The organism is Curtobacterium sp. NPDC089689 (assembly GCF_044749145.1).
Taxonomy (GTDB): Bacteria; Actinomycetota; Actinomycetes; order Actinomycetales; family Microbacteriaceae; genus Curtobacterium.
In genome coordinates this window covers 725,470-745,020 of sequence record NZ_JBIVHJ010000001.1, presented here as the reverse complement: position 1 = coordinate 745,020, position 19,551 = coordinate 725,470, and the positions used below count along the sequence as shown (strand labels likewise).

Genomic DNA, 19,551 nt, shown 5'->3' with positions numbered 1-19,551 from the left:
GATAGGTTAGGCCAATGAGCGAGGAAGCGACCACCATGGCGCAGAACGACCTCGCGCTCGTCGACGACTGCCTCGAGCGCTTCTTCGCCGTGTCGAGCGCCCGGGCCGAGCGGTACGGCGGTCCGAACCCGGAACTCTGGCGCGTGCTCCGCAAGGCGAGCATGGGCGGCAAGCGCTTCCGGCCGCGCATGGTCCTCACCGCCTACTCGGCGCTCGGGGGCACCGACACCGCGGCGGCCGTGCAGGTCGGCGCCGCGTACGAACTCCTGCACACCGCGCTCGTCGTGCACGACGACGTCATCGACCGCGACTGGTCCCGCCGTGGGCAGCCGAACGTCGCCGGGTCCTTCCGCGACACCGGCACGACGGGCGGACTCCCGCTGCCGACCGCCGAGCACCGGGGCACGAGCGCCGCGGTCATCGCCGGTGACCTCGCGCTCGCCGCGGCACCTCGCTTCATCGAGGCGTCGGGCGTCACGGGGGAGCGACGCTCTCGGCTGCTCGACATCTTCGACGAGGCCGTGTTCGCGAGCGCCGCGGGCGAGATGGCCGACGTCGACCTCGCACTCGGACCGATGCCGACCGTCGACGACGTCCTCGCGATGGAGCGCGCGAAGACGAGCGTGTACTCGTTCGAGGCGCCGCTGCAGTCCGGCGCCGTGCTCGCCGGTGCCCCCGAGCCCGTCGTCGCAGCGCTCGGTGCGTTCGGCCGCGAGATCGGGATCGCGTACCAGATCGTCGACGACCTGCTCGGGGTGTTCGGTGCCGAGGCAGAGACCGGCAAGACCGTCCTCGGCGACCTGCGGGAGGGCAAGCGCACGGTCCTCATCGCCCACGCCGCGGCGACGGACTGCTGGCCGGAGCTGTCGCAGCACCTCGGCGACCCGGACCTCACCGAGGAGCGGGCCGCCGAGCTCCGTGCCACGCTGGTGTCCTGCGGCGCCAAGTCCGCAGCCGAACAGCGCGTCGCCGAGCACACGGCACTGGCCCGCGCCGAGCTCGCGGGCCTGCCCTACGACCTCGCCGACCGACTGGAGTCCATCGTGTCCGAACTCGTGGAGCGAGCCCGGTGACCCTCGCGCACCACCCGCAACCGAACCGCTCCGCCCGACTCCCGCTCTACGACGCGACCGCCGAGGCCGCCTCCGGGGTCGTCATCGACCGGTACTCGACGTCGTTCGGCCTGGCGTCGCGCCTGCTCCGGAAGGACGCCCGCGAGCACATCCGCAACGTCTACGCCCTCGTCCGCGTCGCCGACGAGGTCGTGGACGGCCCCGCGACCGAGGCCGGGCTCGACCGCGAGCTGGCCCGGACGGTCCTCGACGAGCTCGAGCGCGACACCGAGCGCGCGATCGAGCTCGGCTTCTCGACGAACCCGGTCGTGCACGCCTTCGCCCGGTCGGCCCGCGTGACCGGCTTCGGCGCGGAGCTCACCCGACCGTTCTTCGCGTCGATGCGCATGGACCTCGACCGCACCGTGCACGACGACGACTCGTTCCGCGAGTACGTGTACGGCTCGGCGGAGGTCGTCGGCCTGATGTGCCTCCGCGCGTTCGTGTACCGTGCCGGTCGCCCGACGTTCGACGACTCCGTGCTCGTCGACGGTGCTCGGGCCCTCGGTGCCGCGTTCCAGAAGGTCAACTTCCTCCGCGACCTGCACGCCGACTTCGAGGTCCTCGGCCGCTCGTACTTCCCCGGCGTCGACATCCGCAGCTTCGACGAGGCCACCAAGGTCCGGCTCGTCGCCGACGTCCAGGCCGACCTCGACCGTGCCGCGATGACGATCCCGCTGCTGCCCAGGGACGCCCGGCACGCGGTCGGGCTCGCCCACGCGCTGTTCCAGGAGCTCAACACGCGCATCGCGCGGACACCCGCCGCGCAGCTCGTCGCGACGCGCGTGCGCGTCCCGAACCCCGTCAAGGCGCGGCTCGCCGCGCAGGTCCTGTCGGGTCGTGGGCTGGCCACGCGACGGCCTGGGCCCACGCCGCCGGTACCGGACCGACGCGCCAGCGGCGGGCCGGCCGCGCCGGTGGGGGGAGGCACGGCGTGACCCCGCCCCGCGCCTCCCGTCCGGCCGGCTCCGCGTCCACCACCCGGCGCAAGGTGCCCGTCCGCCGCGCCGTCGTGATCGGCGGTGGCATCAGCGGGCTCGCGTCCGCGGCGCTGCTCGCGCGCGACGGCTACGCCGTCACGCTGCTCGAGCAGCGCAGCCAGCTCGGCGGCCGCGCGGGCTCGTGGGAGCGCGACGGCTTCACGTTCGACACCGGACCGTCGTGGTACCTCATGCCCGAGGTGTTCGACCACTTCTTCCAGCTCCTCGGCACCTCCGCGGCCGAGCAACTCGACCTCGTCACGCTCGACCCCGGGTACCGCGTGTACTCCGAGGGCCACGACGAGCCGCTCGACCTCCGCGCCGACAAGGAAGCCAACATCGCGCTCTTCGAGTCGGTCGAGCCCGGGGCCGGAGCACGGATCCGGAAGTACCTCGACTCCGCCGAGGAGACCTACGCCATGGCGGTGCGGCGGTTCCTCTACACGACCTTCCAAGACCTCCGGAAGCTCGCCGCCCCGGACGTCCTGCGCCGGCTCCCGAAGCTCCTCCGTCTGCTCACCGAGCCGCTCGCGAAGTACGCCGAGACCGCCGTGCGCGACCGCCGTCTCTGGCAGGTCCTCGGCTACCCGGCGGTGTTCCTCGGCACCAGCCCGTACAAGGCGCCGAGCATGTACCACCTCATGAGCCACCTCGACCTGGCCGACGGCGTGCAGTACCCGAAGGGCGGCATCCACGAGATCATCGGCGCGATCGGACGACTCGCCCGCGCCGAGGGCGCGCAGGTCATCGCCGGCGCGAAGGTCGAGCGGATCGTCGTCGAGGACGGCCACGTCACCGGCGTCGTGCACCGCGACCGCGACGGCGGGCAGCACGTCGCACCGGCCGACCTCGTCGTCAGCGCGGCCGACCTCCGGCACACCGAGCTGCAGCTGCTCGACCCCGAGCACCGCTCCTACCCGGCGAAGCACTGGCAGAAGCGCGACCCGGGGCCGTCCGCCGTCCTCGTCTACCTGGGCGTCGACGGACCGGTACCGGGGCTCCTGCACCACACGCTCGTGTTCACCGCCGACTGGCAGGCGAACTTCGGCGCGATCTTCGGGAAGGACCGCCACGTCCCCGACCCCGCGTCGATCTACGTGTGCGCGCCGAGCGAGACCGACACGACGGTCGCGCCGCCCGGGTCGAGCAACCTCTTCGTCCTCGTGCCGCTGCCGGCCGACCTGTCCATCGGCAGGGGCGGCATCGACGGCGCTGGTGACTTCGAGGTCGAGCGGATCGCGGACCGCGCGATCGACGTCATCGCCGAACGCTCCGGCGTGCCCGACCTCCGCGACCGCATCCGGGTCCGCCGGACGATCGGACCGCAGGACTTCGCCGACGACTACAACGCGTGGAGCGGCTCGATGCTCGGGCCGGCGCACACCCTGGCGCAGAGCGCGTTCTTCCGGGAGCCGAACCGGTCGAAGAAGGTCGACGGGCTGTACTACGTCGGCGCCTCGACGACGCCGGGCATCGGGCTGCCGATGTGCCTGATCAGCGCCGAGGTGCTGCTCAAGCGCCTGCACGGCGACACCAGCACCGAGCCGCTCCCGACGCCGCTCCGGCGGGACGCGGCGGTCTGATGCCGGGGCTGTACCTCGCCGGGCTCGTCGTGTCGCTCGTCGGCATGACGGTGCTCGACGCCCGCTTCCGGCTGTTCTTCTGGCGGGCACCGTGGCGGGCGGCGGCGGTGATGGCGATCGGCATGGTGTTCTTCCTCGTGTGGGACGTCGCCGGGGTCGCCGCGGGCATCTTCTTCATCGGGCCACAGCGGGTCCTGACCGGGCTCGTCGTGGCGCCGGAGGTCCCGGTCGAGGAGATCTTCTTCCTCCTGCTGCTCTGCTACACGACGATGAACGCGTTCGGGGCGGTCACGCCGCTCGTGGCGAAGGCGCTCGATCGGCGGCGCACGTGAGCTCGCACGCCGCGTACGCCCTGCTCGCGGTGCCGTTCCTGGCCGTCGCCGTCGTCGTCGCGGTCACGGCCGGGGTCGTCGCCGCTCGGCGTGCCCGGGCCGCAGGTCGGCCGTCGGGGCCCGGTCGCCGGGTCGCGCTCGTGGGCGGGCTGATCGCGGCCGTGGTGCTCCTCGTGATGACGATCGTGTTCGACAACGTCATCGTGACGCTGCGCGTGGTCGCGTACGACCCGTCGCTCATCAGCGGCGCGAAGATCGGTGCGATCCCGGTCGAGGACCTCGCGTACTCGATCGGTGCGGTCCTGCTGCTGCCCGCGCTGTGGGTGCTGCTCGACCGTCCGTCCTCCACCGCGCCACCGGCGCGACCGTCCCGCGACGCGCCCGGTGCGCGACCGTCCGCAGAAGGCGAGCCGACCCCATGACCGCGACCCGTGCCTCCCGGCCGTCGACCCTGCTCGCCCTGTTCACGTCCTCGCGGCCGATCAGCTGGGTGAACACCGCCTACCCGTTCGGTGCCGCGTACCTGCTCGGCACCGACGTGTTCGGCTCGGTGCTCGGCGTCGTGACCTTCGTCGTCGGCGTCGTCTACTTCCTCGTGCCGTACAACCTCGCGATGTACGGCATCAACGACGTGTTCGACTACGAGTCCGACCTGCGGAACCCCCGGAAGGGCGGGGTCGAGGGTGCCCTGCTCGACAAGAGCGTGCACCGCACCACGCTCTGGGCGGTCGTCGTCACGAACGTGCCGTTCCTCGTCGCGCTCGTCGTGCTCGGCGGGCTGAGCGGGAACGGTCCGTGGTCGTGGCTCGTCCTCGCGATCAGCGTGTTCGCCGTGATCGCGTACTCGGCGCCGGGGCTGCGGTTCAAGGAGAAGCCGTTCCTCGACTCCCTGACCTCGTCGACGCACTTCGTGTCGCCGGCCGTGTACGGACTCGCGCTCGCCGGGCCGCACTGGACCGGGCAGCTCGTCGCCGTGTGCGTGGCGTTCTTCCTCTGGGGTGTGGCGTCGCACGCGTTCGGTGCCGTGCAGGACGTGCTCGCCGACCGGGCGGGTGGCATCGGCTCGGTGGCGACCGTGATCGGTGCCCGGGCGACGGTGCGGCTGGCCTTCGTGGCGTACGTCGTCGCGGGCATCGTCCTGCTGTTCTCGGCGTTCCCGGGGCCGATCGCCGCGGTCGTCGTCGTGCCGTACGCCCTCAACGTGCTGCCGTGGTGGAACGTCACGGACGCCGGGGCCGAGGCGGCGAACGCGGGGTGGAAGCGCTTCCTGTGGATCAACTACCTCGCGGGCTTCCTCGTGACGATGGCGCTCATCGCGTACGTGTTCGTGCGGTGACGCGGGCGCGGCGCGCGTCGCTCGCTGTCGGCGACGCCTGACAGACTGGAGGGACGTGCGCCGTCGAGGCCGCACGAGCCGAACACGAAGGAGTGCACGCATGCCGGTCCGCATCATCCACGTCGGTCTCGGAGGGTGGGGCGGCAACTGGGCCCGCACCGCCATCCCCGAGGTGTCGGAGGTCCAGGTCGTCGGCATCGTCGACCCCGTGCCCGCGACGCTCGACGCCGTGCGCACCGACCTCGGCCTGCCGGCGTCCGCCGCGTTCGCGTCCCTCACCGAGGCGCTCGCCGGGGTCGAGGCCGACGCCGTCGTCATCACCGCACCCGCCGTCACGCACGTGCCGCTCGCGCTCGAGGCCCTCGACGCCGGCAAGCACGTCCTCGTCGAGAAGCCCTTCGCCAACACCGCGGAAGAGGCGGCGACCGCCGTCCGCCGTGCCGAGGAACTCGGGCTCGTGCTGCAGGTCAGCCAGAACTACCGCTGGTACCCGGCGCCGCGGGTCGTCACCGAGCTGCTCGAGGCGGACGTGGTCGGCGAGGTCGCCACGATCGACGTCGACTTCCGGCAGTGGGACAACGACCTCCCGTTCGAGGAGCACCCGCACTACCGGTTCCCGCACGCGATGATCAACGACATGGCCATCCACCACTTCGACCTGATGCGGATGGTCACCGGCCGCGAGCCCGTGCGGGTCTACGCCCGCGCCTCGTCGCCGTCGTTCAGCAAGTACCAGGACGAGGCCGTCGCGTCGATGCTCATCGAGCTCGAGGGCGGGCTGGTCGTCAGTTACCGCGGCAGCTGGCTCTCCCGCGCACCCCGCACGGCCTGGGCGGGGGAGTGGAGCATCCAGGGCTCGGACGGCGAGCTGTGGTTCACGAGCCGTTCGGGTGAGCCGAACGCCGTCGAGGGCGACCGCGTCACGCTCCGCCGCACGCAGGACGACGAGGCCGAGCCGGTGGAGCTCCCGACGATGGAGCACACCGATCGCCAGGGGGGGCTGCAGGCGTTCGCGCGGTCGATCACCGGTGGGCCGGCGCCGGAGACGAGCGGTCGCGACAACCTCCGGAGCCTCGCGGTGATGGAGGCGGCGCAGCGGTCGGCGGAGTCCGGGGTCCCCGAGGACGTCGTCGTCCCGGAGTAGGCGGCGGCGCGGCGCGGCCGTGCGCGGCCGCGTTCTGTCGCTCCCGCGAAAGCGACAGAACGCGGCGACCCGACTCCGACATCTGTCGCTTTCGCGGCCCGCGTGGCGGCGCTCGCCGGGCATCTGTCGCTTCGGCGAGGGCGCCGCGACCAGGAGCCGGACGGGAGGCGCGGTTCGGGCCCGCACCGCGCCTCCCGTCCGGCACGCGGTCGCCGCCACCGCGCGTGCACGCCGCACCCCCGCACCGCACCGCCGCACCCGCGCCCGCACCGCACCGACGCGCCCGCGCCCGCCGCACCGCCGCACCGTCGCGCTCGCCGGGCCACCGCTGCGCGACCGCCGCCACGCGGCCCCGCCCGCGGGCGCCAGCCGCTACGCCGCGGCCCCCGCTGCGCGCCGCGCCTGCGCCACCGCCGCCCGCACCCCGAGCGACCACGCCGGACCGTGCCCCGGCAACACGTGCGCCGCCTCGGTGTCCACGAGTCGATCGAGCGACGCCACCGCCTCGGGCACGTCCGCCGTCGCCGCCGGGGCCACCACCCGTGGCCCGATCCCGCCCGTGTACGGGTCGAGCGTCACGAGCGCGTCGCCCACGATGACGGCATCGCGGTCGGCGAAGTGCAGCGCCACGTGCCCGTCGGTGTGCCCCGGGGTCTCGATGATCCACGGCGACCCGGGGACCTCGGCCCGGGACTCGAGCGGCAGCGTGTCCGCGACACCGGACACCCAGGCAGCCCCGGCGAGGAGCATCCGTCCGAGGGGCGCCAGCCCGCCGGGGTGCAGCGCGACGAAGCCGAACCGGTTCGTCTGCGGCCGGTAGGAGTACGGGTGCGCGGCCAGCTCCCGGTCGCCGGGGTGCACGTACACGGGTGTCCCCCACTCCCGGCGCATCCGGCCCGCCGTACCCACGTGGTCGAAGTGCCCGTGGGTGAGGAGCAGCGCCTCGACCGCGGCCGGCGAGTACCCGAGGTCCCGCACCGCGAGCTGCAGGTGCGGCCACACCGCCGGGAGGCCGGCATCGACCATGAGCAGCCGGTCCCCGGTCTCGACGAGGTAGGTGTTGGTGTGGGCGACCTCCAGTCGGTGGATGCCCTCGGCGACGTCTCGGAACAACATGCCCGGCACCGTAGACGCCCCGAACTGTGGGCCGTCGCGGATCGGCCCTGGTAGGCACGGTGTATGCCCAACGACAGCCTCCCCGAGCTCGAACTCGCGAACACCCGTGCGCGCGAGGGCATCACCGACACCGTCGCGGAGATCCGCCGCCGTGCGGACCTGCCCGCGCGCACGCGCCTCGCGATCGCGAGGACGAAGCAGCGCTGGCACCGCGACCCCACACCGCTCGTGGCGATGGGTGTGACCGCGGCCGCCGGCATCGCCGCGATCGTCCTCGGAACGCGGATCGGGCGGACGGACGCCGGGCACCTCGCGCAGCCGCCGGCCTCCACCGCGTTCACCGCACTGCTGCCCTTCGGCGCCCGCGGCGGCGACGGACCCGGTGCGGTCGAGCAGTCCCAGCCCGGCCGGAAGGGCCGGAAGGCGCGGAAGAAGGCGGCGGAGGAGGCGCTCGAGCGCGACCCGATGCACCGCAACCGGGTGAAGCAGCGCGCCGGCATCGCCGCCGTCCAGCGCCGCGCGACGAAGAACCGCAAGCAGGCCGCTGCCCGCGCGAAAGCGGCGGCGAGGGCCGCAGGCAGGGGCTGACCATGGCACGCGAACGACAGAAGCCCGACGCCGACGACCCGCGCAAGCCGGACGGCCCCACCGACCTCACGAGGCCGACGGTCGTCTACACGCTGAAGAAGACCCTGCGCGAGTTCTCGAGCGACCAGTGCACCGACCTTGCCGCGAGCCTGACGTACTACACGGTGCTCGCGCTCTTCCCCGGGATCCTGGCCGTGGTCTCGATCCTCGGCCTCGTGTCCGAGCCGACGAAGACCATCGACAACGTGCTCGCGGTCGTCACGAACATCGGCGGCGGCGACGTGGCGAAGCTCCTCCAGGACCCGATCGAGGGACTCGTCCGGTCGCCCGCGGCACCGATCACGTTCATCGTCGGTCTGCTCGGCGCGCTCTGGTCGGCCTCCGGGTACGTCGGGGCGTTCGGCCGTGCGATGAACCGCATCTACAACGTCCGCGAGGGACGGCCGATCTGGAAGCTCCGCCCGACGATGCTCGGCGTGACGCTGTTCACGGTCGTGCTGCTCGTCGTCGGTCTCGTCGTCCTCATCAGCGGCCCGTTCGCGAAGAGTGCCGGTGACCTCATCGGCCTCGGGGACGCTGCCGCGACCGTACTGCTCATCGTGCAGTGGCCGATCCTGCTCGTCATCGCCGTGGTCGTGGTCGCGGTGCTGTACTACTGGGCGCCGAACGTCGAGCAGCCGAAGTTCCGGTGGGTGAGCGGCGGCTCGCTCGTCGCCATCCTGATCTGGATCATCGCGAGCCTCGGCTTCGGGTTCTACGTCGGCAACTTCTCGAACTACAACGCCACGTACGGCTCGCTCGGTGGCGTGATCATCTTCCTGCTGTGGATCTGGATCACGAACAACGCGCTGCTGTTCGGCGCGGAGTTCGACGCCGAGCTCGAACGCGGCCGTGAACTGCAGGCCGGCATCCGCGCCGAGGAGGACATCCAGCTCCCCGAGCGCGACACCCGCCAGATCGAGAAGCAGGACGAGCAGCGGGCGAAGGACGTCCTCGAGGGGATCCGGATCCGCCAGGGCGCCGACCGCGACTGACCCAGCCGACCCGGCCGGCCGTGACCGACCCGGCCCACTCGGCCGGGTCGGACTGAGGACATTCCCGGCGGGCGCCGCTACCGTTCGCCCGTGCCGTCCTTCCTCGACGACCTGCAATTCTGGCCGCTCGTCGCCAGCCTGCTCGTCATCGTGTTCTGCCGTGCGCAGGCCACGTACTGGGGGCACGGCTGGCCGTGACCGGGGCGGCACGCTCGCGGTGGGGGCGGTGGCTCGATTCGGCCGCGGTCCGTCGGGGCTCGGCGCTCCTCGACCGCTGGGGGCTGCCGGTCGTCACGATCAGCTTCCTCACCGTCGGCCTGCAGACGATGGTGAACGCGGCCGCGGGCCTCGCCCGGGTCCCGTGGTGGCGGTACACGGTCGCCATGCTGGTCGGGTGCGTCGCGTGGGCGTTCGTCTACGCGACCGTCGGTCTGGCCCTGTTCTGGGCGGTCCTCGCCGCCTTCGCCGGCTCGCCCTGGGGTGTCGCCGCGATCGTCGCGGTCGTCGTGGCCGGCGCAGGCGGGTGGGTGGTGCTCCGCCGCCGGCGCGGCGCGTCCGTCGCCTCCCGCTGACACGACCTGCGGTCGCGCACCCGGCCTGGAGGCACGGTGCAGCCCCGTCAGACCGCATCCGTAGGCTGGTGCGCATGACCGACACCGCGCCTCCCGTCAGCCTGCCCACCGCACTCGTGACGGGCGCGACCCGCGGGATCGGCCGCGCCATCGCGCTCGACCTCGGGCGGACGCACCACGTGTACGTGGGCGGTCGGAACGCCGTGGCCGTCGACGCCCTCGTGTCCGAACTGCCGCATGCGTCGCCGTTCGTCGGCGACCTCGGTGCCGGTGACGCGCCCGCCCTGCCGGACCGCCTCGACGTCCTCGTGCACAACGCCGGCGTCGAGGAGGGCACCACCGTCGCGGACACCGAGCGCCCCGTGTGGGAGCGGGTCTTCGCGACGAACGTGTTCGCGGTCGCCGAGCTCACCCGTCGCGCGCTCCCGGCCCTCCGCGCGGCCCGGGGCATCGTCGTGCCGATCAACAGCGGCTCGGGGTTCCACTCCGGGCCCGGTGGCGGGGTCTACGCGGCGTCGAAGTTCGCCCTCCGTGCCTTCGCCGACGCCCTCCGCGAGGAAGAGCGCGCGAACGGCGTGCGGGTGTCGAGCGTGCACCCGGGCCGGACCGACTCGGACATGCAGAGCGCCCTCACGCAGAAGCTCGGCGAGGACTACGACACCGCGTACTACCTCGCTCCGGAGGACGTCGCGGCCGCGGTCCGCACCGTCGTCGACCTGCCGGAGCGCGGCACGGTCGAGTCGCTCGCGATCCGGCCGACGAAGCGCCGCTGACCGTCCCGCCGGGGCCGGGGCCGGTGCCGGGGCCGGGGCCGAGGCCCTCGGTCCCGGTCACGACAGCTCGATCCGGGCCGTGAGGTCGAGCCGCTCGAGGAACGTCTCGTCGTGGCTCACGACCACGAGCGCACCCCGGTAGGACCGCAGCGCGTCGACGAGCTGGTCGACGCTCGTCAGGTCGAGGTCGTTCGTCGGCTCGTCGAGCACCAGCAGCTGCGGCGGCGGGTCCGCGAGCACGAGCGCCGCCAGGGCCACCCGGAACCGCTCGCCGCCGGAGAGGTCCCCGGCGCGACGGTCCACGGCGTCCCCACGGACGAGGAACCGGGCGAGCCGGTTCTTCACCTCGGCGTCGCTCGCGGTCGGGGCGTGCCGGCGGACGTTGTCGAACACGGTCGCGGTGTCGTCGAGCGAGTCCTTCCGCTGCGGCAGGTAGCCGATGCGATCGACGTGCGGGACGGCACCGGTGCTCGGGAGCGGGTGCTCGCGGGCGGCCGGGAGACCGACGAGCTGCTCGAGCAGCGTCGTCTTGCCGACCCCGTTGTCGCCCGCGACCGCGATCCGTTCCGGGCCCCGCACGATGGTGTCCCGACCCCGGACGGTCACGGTGGCGATCATCCGGGAGGCCGGCACCTCCGGATCGGGCAGCGCGACCGTGATCGACTCGTCGACCCGCAGCCGGGCCTCGGCCTCGTGCTTCGCCGCCAGCGCCGCGGCCTCGTCCTCGGCGTACCCGGTGCGGAGTCGCCCGGCGGTCTGCTCGCCACGCTTCCGCATCTCGTTCGCGAAGATCTTCGGCAAGCCCTCGGCGGCTTTCTTCCCCGAGCGGGCACGCCGGGCGATCTTCGTCTCCGCCTCGATGCGCTGCCGCTTCTCGTTCCGGTGCCGCTGCTCGGCGACCCGGACCTCGCGCAGGGCGGCGGCCTGCTGCACCGCGAGGTGCTCCTCGTACGCGCTGAACGTCCCACCGAACACGGTCAGCGTCCCGGAGCGCAGCTCGCAGGTCTCGTCCACGTGCTCGAGGAGCTCCCGGTCGTGGCTCACCAGCACGAGCGTGCCCGACCAGCCGTCGACCATGTCGAGCAGGACGCCGCGGGCACGTCGGTCGAGGTTGTTCGTCGGCTCGTCGAGGAACGCGATCGGTGCTCGGCGCATCCGGATCCCGGCGACGGCGACGAGCACGGCCTGTCCGCCGGACAGCGTCGACACGGGACGGTCGAGGTCGGAACCGTCGAGGCCGAGCCCGATGCCGGACAGCGCGGCGGCGGCCTGCTCCTCGACGTTCCAGTCGTCGCCGATCACGTCGAAGTGCTCCGGTGATGCGTCGCCGCCGAGGACCGCTCGGAGCGCCGTGACCGTCGGTCGGATGCCGAGGAGGTCCGTGACGGTGTCGTCGGGCCGCGCGGTCAGGCGCTGCGGCAGCAGGTCGACCGGACCGGTCGTCGTGACCGATCCCGAGGTGGGGTGGAGCTGCCCCGTGACCAGCCGGACGAGCGTGGACTTGCCGGCCCCGTTCCTCCCGACCAGGCCGGTGCGGCCGCGGCCGAAGGCGGCGGTGAGGTGGTCGAGCGCGACGGTGCCGTCGGGCCAGGCGAAACTGAGGTCGTTCAGGACGACGGACGGACTGATGGGCATACGGGTGCCTCCCCGGTTGTCGGTGCTGGGCGCACGACACCGGAGCCACCACCGTGCGGTCGGGCACGAGCGGTGGAGCGCCCGACGGCGGGCGCGATCACGGTGTCAGCGCGTGGGCTGAGCGGAACCGGTGATCGACAGCAACTCGTCTGCTTCCGTCGGGGACCCCCGTGGCCGTCACCCGTGGCGGCGGCCGGTCGTCCCGCACCGCGACCCCGTGGTGACGACGGGGTGGGCCACCACGGTACGCCCGGGGGTGCTGCCGCGCAAGAGGTGACAGGCTGGAGGCATGCCGGAGAACCTGCTGCCGAACCCAGCCACCCCCGAGACCCTGCTGCCCGAGGAACCGGAGGTGACGTCGGCGATCGCCGCGGACGCCCCCGTCGCCTCCGTCGTGGTGTCGCACCCGTCGTCGAGCCTGGCTTGGGCGCTCCTCGCCGACGAGGCCTGGGACCGCGGTGCGACGCTCGAGTCGTACGCCTACGCCCGGGTCGGGTACCACCGCGGGCTCGACGCGCTGCGGAAGGCCGGGTGGCGCGGCGCCGGTCCGGTGCCGTGGTCGCACGAGCCGAACCGCGGCGTGCTCCGGGCGCTGTTCGCGCTGCGTCGGGCGGCCGAGGCGATCGGCGAGGACGGCGAGCCCGAGCGGCTGACGGCGTTCCTCGAGCAGAGCGACCCGGAGGCGCTGCGCGCGCTCGGCGCGTAGCGCGGCGGGCGCGCCGCGCGGAAGGCGCCGCGCGGCAGGCGCGCCGCGCGGCAGGCGCGCCGCGCCCTGCCGCGGCCCGCCGCGCCCTGGTGCGAAGCGCCAGCGCACAACCAAAGTCACCCCGAACCACGCGGAAACGCGGTTCGGGGTGATTTTGGCTGTGCGCACGCGAACGGCGCCGCCCAGCCCTACCCCAGCACCACGCTCCACGACGCCGCGTGCGGCCACAGCTGGTGCTCCGGCAGCACGTCGAGGCCGCACGCCCGCGAGCCCAGCCCGTGCTGCGCGACGTCGAGGTACAGGTACGCGTGGTCCGGCGTCGGCAGCTCGTACGGGTGCCCGGCGCGCGTGACCTGCTGCGCGGTCCACGGTGTGAGCGTGAAGCCCGCGCGGTGGGAGCCGACCGTCGTCACGGCGATGTCGCCGACGCTCAGCGAGCGCAGCTCGGGCCGGTGGCCGGACTCCTGCGGCCGCGAGTACTCCACCGTCATCGAGCGCACCGGCGCCGAGAACCGTCCGACCCGTGCCGCGTGGTCGGAGTCCGGGTAGGACTCCTCCGGACCGGTGCCGAACCACGTCGCGGTCTCGTCGAGGAACGACACGGGAAGGTCGAACCGCACGCCGAACCGCGGCCACGTGACGTCCCAGGCCCCGAACGGCACGGCGTCCGTCTGCAGCTGCAGTCCGGCGTCCGTCAGGGTCCAGCGGTGCGTGACGTCGACGCCCCACCCGCTGTTCGCCGCCGCGACCCGGACCCGTTGCACGAGGCCGTCCGCCGTGCGGTCGACCGACACCAGCCGGTGCGTCAGCCGGTCGAGCCCACGCTCGACCCACCGCTCGGCCGACGCCGGAGCGTCCGGGTCGCCGACGCCGCCGGTGAGCACGGGGTCGGCTGTCTCGTAGCCACCCTGTGACGACAGCCGGTCGTTGTCCGTCGGCGCGCGCCAGAGCTCGAGTCGCGGTCCGGCGACCTCGTGGCCCTTGAACGAGACCAGGTCGCCGCGGGCGGTGAAGGTGCCGTCGCCGAGACGGCTGCCGTCCCACCCCTGCCGGGAGGCCCGTGGCGCGTCCGCCGGTCGGCTCGCGACGAGCCGCTGCGTGCGTGCCACGACGTGGCCGGTGTCCGCCCACGCGGTCGGTCCGGCGAGCTCCGCGGTCACGTCGAACCAGAGCTCGTCGCCGGGTGCGACCGAGCCGGCGGCGGCCGACAGCACCTCGTCCGGCACGGGCACGGTCGCGGACGCCCGAGCGGCGACCACGCCGGGGGCGAGCCGCCCGGACGCCTCGACCTCGCCGTTCCGCGACAGCGTCCAGCTGAAGCGGAGTCCCGCGGTCGAGGCCGAGTGGTACCGGTTCTCGACGAGCAGCGTGGTGTCCGACGACGACATCCGGATCGGCGCCACGACGGCCGCGAACTCCGCGAGGCCCGGGGTCGGGGTGTCGTCGGGCAGCACGAGGCCGTCCATCACGAAGTTGCCGTCGTGCACGACCTCGCCGAAGTCGCCGCCGTACCCGTAGTACGGGGTGCCGTCGGCGGTGTGGGTGAGCAGGCCGTGGTCCCGCCACTCCCACACGAAGCCGCCGTGGAGCCGCGGGTACTTGTCCACGAGGGCCTCGTACTCGGCGATCTGCCCCGGTCCGTTGCCCATCGCGTGCACGTACTCGCAGTGGATGAACGGCTTCGACCGCTGCCGCGCCGCCTCGGCCGGGCCGCACTCCATCAGGGGCGTGGGCGTGCCGCCGCCGATCGACTCGGTCTCCTGCAGCGTCGGGTACATGCGCGAGTACACGTCGGTGTACTCGCCCGTGTAGTCGCCCTCGTAGTGGACCGGACGCTCGTCGTCGCGGTCGTGCACCCACTGCGACATCGCCGCGAGGTTCCGACCGGTGCCCGACTCGTTGCCGAGGGACCACATGACGATGGACGGGTGGTTCTTGTCCCGCTCGACCGTCCGCGCGATCCGGTCGAGGTACGCGTCGCGCCAGGCCGGGTCATCGGAGGGGTTGCCCACCCACCCGGTGAACAGGAAGCCGTGGGTCTCCAGGTCGCACTCGAGGACCACCCAGAACCCGAGCTCGTCCGCGAGGTCGAGCACGCGCGGGTGCGGCGGGTAGTGCGAGGTGCGGATCGCGTTGACGTTGCTCCGCTTCATGAGCGCCATGTCGGCGCGGGCGTGCTCCTCGTCGAAGACGCGCCCGCGGACGGGGTGGGTCTCGTGACGGTTCACGCCGTGGAAGACCACGCGCTCACCGTTCACGAGGAACCGGTCGCCCTCGATCCGCACCGACCGGAAGCCGAGGCGGAGCGAGACGGTCTCGCCGCCCGTACGTTCGCCGGCGGCGGTGCCGGTCGACAGCGTCGCGTCGTACAGCCGCGGCAGTTCGGCGCTCCACGGCTCGACGCCCTCGACGGTGATCGGAGCGACGTCGGACGCGGACGCCCACGTCACGTCGACGTCGAGGGACGGAACGGCGAACCGCACCGGGAACACGGCGTCGAGCGTCGGCACGGTGATCGTCCCCGTCCCCGTCGACGGCCGCCCCGACGCCGCGGTCCCCGCGGTGGCCGCAGAGCCCAGCACGGGCTCCCAACCGGCGCGCACGAACACGTCGTCGATCGCCGCCGTCGGACGCGCGAGCAGCGTGACGTCGCGGAAGATGCCCGGCAGCCACCACTGGTCCTGGTCTTCCAGGTAGGAGGCGCCGGACCACTGGTGCACGCGCACGAGCAGCTCGTTCGACCCCGGACGCAGCAGCGCGGTCACGTCGAACTCGGTGACGAGCCGCGAGCCGGTGCTCCAGCCGACGAGCGAGCCGTTCAGCCACACCCGGAAGTGCGACTCCACGCCGTCGAACCGCAGCACGACCCGGGCGGCCGCGTCGAACGAGTCCGGCAGCGAGAACGTGCGCCGGTGGTCACCGGTGGGGTTCTCCTCCGGCGGGTGCGGCGGGTCGATCGGGAACGGGTACTGCAAGTTCGTGTAGCTCGGTGCCCCGTGCCCGTGCAGCACCCAGTGCGACGGCACCGGCAGGGTGCCCCACTCGGCGTCGGCTCCGGGGACCGGGACGTCGGCGACGGGCGACCAGCGGAAGTCCCACTCGCCGTCCAGCGACAGCGAGGGGGCGTCCGTGTGCAACCAGGCACGGGGTGCCAGTCGCGAGTCGGAGCCGGGGGCGGTGGACGCCAGGTCGGCGCGTGCCGAGTCGGCGGATGGCTGTGCAGTGACGGTCAACCCTTGACCGATCCTTCCGTGAGGCCCCCGCGCCAGAAGCGCTGCAGGACGATGATCGCGATCACGAGCGGGATGACCGAGACGAGCACTCCGCCGGTGGTGAGCTGGTAGAACTCTGGCAGACGATCGACCTGTGCACGCCAGTTGTTGAGTCCCAGTGTGATCGGGTACAGCTTCTGGTCCGCCAGCATGATGAGCGGCAGGAAGAAGTTGTTCCAGATGCCGACGACCTGGAACAGGAACACCGTGACGAGCGCCGGCGTCATCTGCCGCAGCACGATGGTGTGGAAGATCCGCAGCTCACCGGCCCCGTCGATGCGCGCCTGCTCGAGGAGCGCCGTGTCGACCGACGCCGCCGCGTAGACCCGGCACAGGAACAGCCCGAACGGCGAGACGAGGCTCGGGATGAGCACGCTCCAGTACGTGTCGGTCAGCCCGAGCGTCGAGAACAGCAGGAACAGCGGCAGCGCCGTCGCGGTCCCGGGGACGAGCACGCCACCGAGGATCGTGCCGAACACGAGCTGTCGACCGCGGAACTCGTACTTCGCGAGCGCGTAGCCGCCGGCCGCGGCGAAGTACGTCGCGAGCACGGCGCCGACGCCCGAGTACAGGATGCTGTTCGCGATCCACCGGACGAAGATGCCGCCGTCGTACGAGAACACCTGCGCGATGTTGCTGAACAACGCGAACTCGCCGCCGAACCAGAACCCGTTCGTCGCGAACAGCGCCCCGGTGGTCTTCGTCGCCGCGATGACCACCCAGTACAGCGGCACCAGGAAGTAGATCGCGACGATGACGAGGATCCCCGTCACGACGATCTGCGACTTCCCGGACCGGTCGAGCTTGCGGCGCTGGTGCGCCGTGATGGCGGTGGTGTCGACGGGCTCGGCCGCCTGCTTGGTCACCGGTGCCTGGATCGTCTCGCCGCTCATGCTTCCGCACCCTTCTGGTCAGCGGGGAGGCGCGGTGCGGCCCCGGTGGTCGTGTTGCGGTTCGCGACACCGGTGGCGGGTCGCGACCCACCGTCGGCGGTGACGCGCGTCTGGAGCGCACGCCGTGCCTCCAGGCCGTCGCGCTTCGCGCGCCTCTTCTGGTCGCGCTCGCTCTTCGGCGGCCGGTTCGTCAGCGCGAGGAACGCGAACGACAGGATGAAGGCTGCCAGCGCGATGATCACGGCCTGGGCCGACGCGACGCCGTACTCGTTGAAAGCGAACGCGTTCGTGTAGGCCGCGTAGTTCGGCGTGTACTCGGTGTCGATGGCGGGCGCGACCGTGGACAGGATCTGCGGCTCCGCGAAGAGCTGCAGCGTGCCGATGATCGAGAACACGGTCGTGAGCACGAGCGCCGGCGCGATGAGCGGGATCTGGATGCGCCACGCGACCTGGAAGGCGTTCGCGCCGTCCATCTTCGCGGCCTCGTAGACCTCGCCCGGGATGGACTTGAGCTGCGCCACGATGATGAGCATGTTGTAGCCGGTGTACGTCCAGGTGACGATGTTCGCGATCGACCACAGGACGCTGTTCGCGCCGAGGAAGTCCGGCTGCAGCCCGATCGACTGCAGCAGCGCCACGATCGGGGAGAGCCCGGGCACGTACAGGAACGACCACAGGATCGTCGCGATGACGCCGGGGACGCCGTACGGCATGAAGTACACGGCTCGGAAGAACGCGGGCCAGCGGGCGCTCGCCGACTCGAGCAGCAGCGCCAGGATCGTGCAGAGGATGATCATCACCGGGACCTGCACGATGCCGAACAGCAGCATCCGGCCGATCGAGGCGACGAACCCGGAGTCCTGCAGCGCGATCGCGTAGTTGTCGAACCCGGCGAACCGGCCGACGACGCCATCCTCGCCGAACAGACCCTTGCGGTCGACGGTGGTGAAGCTCTGGAACAGCGCGCTGATGATCGGGATGATGAACGTCAGGACGAACAGGGCGAGGAAGGGTCCGAGCAGGATCCACGGCGCCCGCTTCTGCGCGCTGGTGGCTTTCGTGCTCGTCCGGAAGGTCGGCGTGGTGCCGCCGGTCTGCTGGCTCATCGTGCGGTCCTCACGCTCAGGCCCTTGTCCTTGAAGGACTGGACGATCTCCCGTTGGGCGAGCTCCACCGCGTCGGTGAGCTTCAGGCCGCCGGTCAGCTTGCGGCGGAACTGGTTCTGCAGGCTCGTGAACGCGGACTGCGTGACCGGCGACCACGACCAGTCGACGTTCTGCTCCTGCGCCGCAGGGACGAAGACCTCTTCGTTGTAGTTCTGCCCGGAGAACCACGCGCTCGGCTTCTGTCGCGCGGCGCCGATGTAGTCCTTGGCGGGCGACCAGCCGATGCCGCAGTACTTGATCATCGCGTTGATGCCCTCCTGCGAGGTGGTCATCCACGTGATGAACTCGAGCGCCTCGGCCGGGTGCTTCGCGTTGGCGAGGACCGCGGCCGTCGAGCCGCCGATCGCGCTCGAGCCGAAGCCCGTGTCGCTCCACGTCTGCATGGGCGCGACCTTCCACTTGCCCTCGCCGCCCTGCACCGACTGGATGAGCGCGTCACCCCAGCTCGCGCTCGTGACGGCCGCGATCTTGCCGCTCGCCGCCGCGGCGTACCAACCGGGGGAGTACGCGCCGGCGCTCGTGTCGACGAGCTTGTCGTCGATGACGCCGTCGAAGAACTCGGCGACCATCATCGTCTTGTCGTCGGTCATGTCGACGACCCACTCGTCGCCGTCGATCTTGAACCACCGCGCACCGGCCTGCTGTGCGTACGCGGCGAACGGCGACGCGTCGGCGACCGGGAACACCTCGAGGTAGTTGCCGTTGCCGGTCCCCCGCACCTTGTCGGCGAGGTCGCGCCACTCGTCCCACGTCTTCGGGGGTTCCCCGCCGGCCTGCTCGAGGATCGCGGTCTGGTAGTAGAAGCCCATGGGGCCGGTGTCCTGCGGGATGCCGTAGATGCCGTCCACGAACGAGACCTGCGCCCACGCTGCCTCGTCGTACTTCGACTCGAAGTCCTTCGCGCCGTACCGGGCGAGGTCCGTCAGGCCGTTCGCGAGCATGAACTCGGGGATCTGGCGGAGCTCGACCTGTCCGATGTCCGGGCCACCGCCGGCCGCGAGCGCGGAGTACATCTTCTGGTAGCCGCCGCTGTTGCCGCCGGGGATCCAGTTCGCGGTCACCTGGATGCGGGGGTTCTTCGCGTTCCACACGTCGCAGACCTTCTGCAGGTCCTTGAGCCACGCCCAGTAGGTGAGCTGGACGGTCTCGCCGCCCGACGCGGCGGGGATCAACGCCGCCTTGTTCACGTTCGTCGAGCCCGGCACCGCACAGCCGGCGAGCAGACCCGCTGCCGCCGTCCCCAGGCCGAAGCCCAGGAGTTGTCGTCTCGTGATGGGGCTTCTTCTGCCTGTCGGCGTCATCGCACGGC

General features: G+C 72.3%; 18 protein-coding genes. 12 read left to right on the top strand and 6 right to left on the bottom strand.

The features are described from left to right. Positions 1–14: 14 nt before the first annotated feature. The 7 genes from ACIPYW_RS03520 to ACIPYW_RS03490 all read left to right on the top strand — a co-directional run bounded on the left by ACIPYW_RS03520 (position 15) and on the right by ACIPYW_RS03490 (position 6,487). On the top strand, positions 15–1,073 hold the full coding sequence (locus ACIPYW_RS03520; protein WP_400410765.1) for a polyprenyl synthetase family protein: 1,059 nt from the start codon (positions 15–17) through the stop codon (positions 1,071–1,073). Then, positions 1,070–2,050 carry a phytoene/squalene synthase family protein gene (locus ACIPYW_RS03515; protein WP_400410763.1) on the top strand — a complete coding sequence of 327 codons (981 nt, stop codon included), beginning with the start codon at positions 1,070–1,072 and terminating at the stop codon, positions 2,048–2,050. Before ACIPYW_RS03520 ends, ACIPYW_RS03515 begins: the two co-directional genes overlap by 4 nt. Then, positions 2,047–3,675 carry a phytoene desaturase family protein gene (gene crtI, locus ACIPYW_RS03510; RefSeq protein WP_400410761.1) on the top strand — a complete coding sequence of 543 codons (1,629 nt, stop codon included), beginning with the start codon at positions 2,047–2,049 and terminating at the stop codon, positions 3,673–3,675. Before ACIPYW_RS03515 ends, crtI begins: the two co-directional genes overlap by 4 nt. Continuing rightward, positions 3,675–4,007, top strand: a complete 333-nt coding sequence (locus ACIPYW_RS03505) for a lycopene cyclase domain-containing protein (RefSeq protein ID WP_290132940.1) — start codon at positions 3,675–3,677, stop codon at positions 4,005–4,007. The genes crtI and ACIPYW_RS03505 overlap by 1 nt, the downstream gene beginning before the upstream one ends. Next, positions 4,004–4,429, top strand: a complete 426-nt coding sequence (locus ACIPYW_RS03500; protein ID WP_290132939.1) for a lycopene cyclase domain-containing protein — start codon at positions 4,004–4,006, stop codon at positions 4,427–4,429. The genes ACIPYW_RS03505 and ACIPYW_RS03500 overlap by 4 nt, the downstream gene beginning before the upstream one ends. After that, complete coding sequence (locus tag ACIPYW_RS03495) at positions 4,426–5,343, top strand: prenyltransferase (protein ID WP_400410759.1); 918 nt, start codon at positions 4,426–4,428, stop codon at positions 5,341–5,343. Before ACIPYW_RS03500 ends, ACIPYW_RS03495 begins: the two co-directional genes overlap by 4 nt. 100 nt (positions 5,344–5,443) lie before the next feature. Next, positions 5,444–6,487 (top strand): Gfo/Idh/MocA family protein, encoded by a 1,044-nt coding sequence (locus tag ACIPYW_RS03490; RefSeq protein WP_400410757.1) that lies wholly within the window; start codon positions 5,444–5,446, stop codon positions 6,485–6,487. Between the two features lie 372 nt (positions 6,488–6,859). Here the strand turns inward: ACIPYW_RS03490 and ACIPYW_RS03485 are convergent, their stop codons facing one another. Beyond that, positions 6,860–7,603, bottom strand: coding sequence for an MBL fold metallo-hydrolase (locus ACIPYW_RS03485; RefSeq protein ID WP_400410755.1), 744 nt, complete (start codon positions 7,601–7,603; stop codon positions 6,860–6,862). Between the two features lie 63 nt (positions 7,604–7,666). Between ACIPYW_RS03485 and ACIPYW_RS03480 the strand changes: the two genes are divergently transcribed. The 4 genes from ACIPYW_RS03480 to ACIPYW_RS03465 all read left to right on the top strand — a co-directional run bounded on the left by ACIPYW_RS03480 (position 7,667) and on the right by ACIPYW_RS03465 (position 10,570). After that, positions 7,667–8,191 (top strand): hypothetical protein, encoded by a 525-nt coding sequence (locus ACIPYW_RS03480; protein WP_400410753.1) that lies wholly within the window; start codon positions 7,667–7,669, stop codon positions 8,189–8,191. A 2-nt stretch (positions 8,192–8,193) separates the two neighbouring features. Continuing rightward, positions 8,194–9,225, top strand: a complete 1,032-nt coding sequence (locus ACIPYW_RS03475) for a YihY/virulence factor BrkB family protein (RefSeq protein WP_400410752.1) — start codon at positions 8,194–8,196, stop codon at positions 9,223–9,225. Between the two features lie 194 nt (positions 9,226–9,419). After that, positions 9,420–9,797 carry a DedA family protein gene (locus ACIPYW_RS03470; protein ID WP_400410750.1) on the top strand — a complete coding sequence of 126 codons (378 nt, stop codon included), beginning with the start codon at positions 9,420–9,422 and terminating at the stop codon, positions 9,795–9,797. Positions 9,798–9,871: 74 nt separating this feature from the next. Beyond that, positions 9,872–10,570 carry an SDR family oxidoreductase gene (locus ACIPYW_RS03465; RefSeq protein WP_400410748.1) on the top strand — a complete coding sequence of 233 codons (699 nt, stop codon included), beginning with the start codon at positions 9,872–9,874 and terminating at the stop codon, positions 10,568–10,570. A gap of 57 nt (positions 10,571–10,627) precedes the next feature. Here the strand turns inward: ACIPYW_RS03465 and ACIPYW_RS03460 are convergent, their stop codons facing one another. Continuing rightward, positions 10,628–12,205, bottom strand: coding sequence for an ABC-F family ATP-binding cassette domain-containing protein (locus ACIPYW_RS03460; protein ID WP_400410746.1), 1,578 nt, complete (start codon positions 12,203–12,205; stop codon positions 10,628–10,630). A gap of 289 nt (positions 12,206–12,494) precedes the next feature. Between ACIPYW_RS03460 and ACIPYW_RS03455 the strand changes: the two genes are divergently transcribed. After that, positions 12,495–12,911, top strand: coding sequence for a DUF3151 domain-containing protein (locus ACIPYW_RS03455; RefSeq protein ID WP_400410744.1), 417 nt, complete (start codon positions 12,495–12,497; stop codon positions 12,909–12,911). Positions 12,912–13,099: 188 nt separating this feature from the next. Here ACIPYW_RS03455 and ACIPYW_RS03450 read toward each other — a convergent pair whose 3' ends face one another. Genes ACIPYW_RS03450 through ACIPYW_RS03435 form a run of 4 tightly spaced genes read right to left on the bottom strand, consistent with a single transcriptional unit; the run spans position 13,100 to position 19,543 of the window. Next, positions 13,100–16,144 carry a glycoside hydrolase family 2 TIM barrel-domain containing protein gene (locus ACIPYW_RS03450; protein ID WP_400410742.1) on the bottom strand — a complete coding sequence of 1,015 codons (3,045 nt, stop codon included), beginning with the start codon at positions 16,142–16,144 and terminating at the stop codon, positions 13,100–13,102. Continuing rightward, on the bottom strand, positions 16,141–17,076 hold the full coding sequence (locus ACIPYW_RS03445; protein ID WP_400410740.1) for a carbohydrate ABC transporter permease: 936 nt from the start codon (positions 17,074–17,076) through the stop codon (positions 16,141–16,143). The genes ACIPYW_RS03450 and ACIPYW_RS03445 overlap by 4 nt, the downstream gene beginning before the upstream one ends. After that, positions 17,073–18,182, bottom strand: a complete 1,110-nt coding sequence (locus tag ACIPYW_RS03440; protein WP_400410738.1) for a carbohydrate ABC transporter permease — start codon at positions 18,180–18,182, stop codon at positions 17,073–17,075. The genes ACIPYW_RS03445 and ACIPYW_RS03440 overlap by 4 nt, the downstream gene beginning before the upstream one ends. After that, complete coding sequence (locus tag ACIPYW_RS03435; protein WP_400410737.1) at positions 18,179–19,543, bottom strand: extracellular solute-binding protein; 1,365 nt, start codon at positions 19,541–19,543, stop codon at positions 18,179–18,181. Before ACIPYW_RS03435 ends, ACIPYW_RS03440 begins: the two co-directional genes overlap by 4 nt. Between the last annotated feature and the right edge of the window lie 8 nt (positions 19,544–19,551).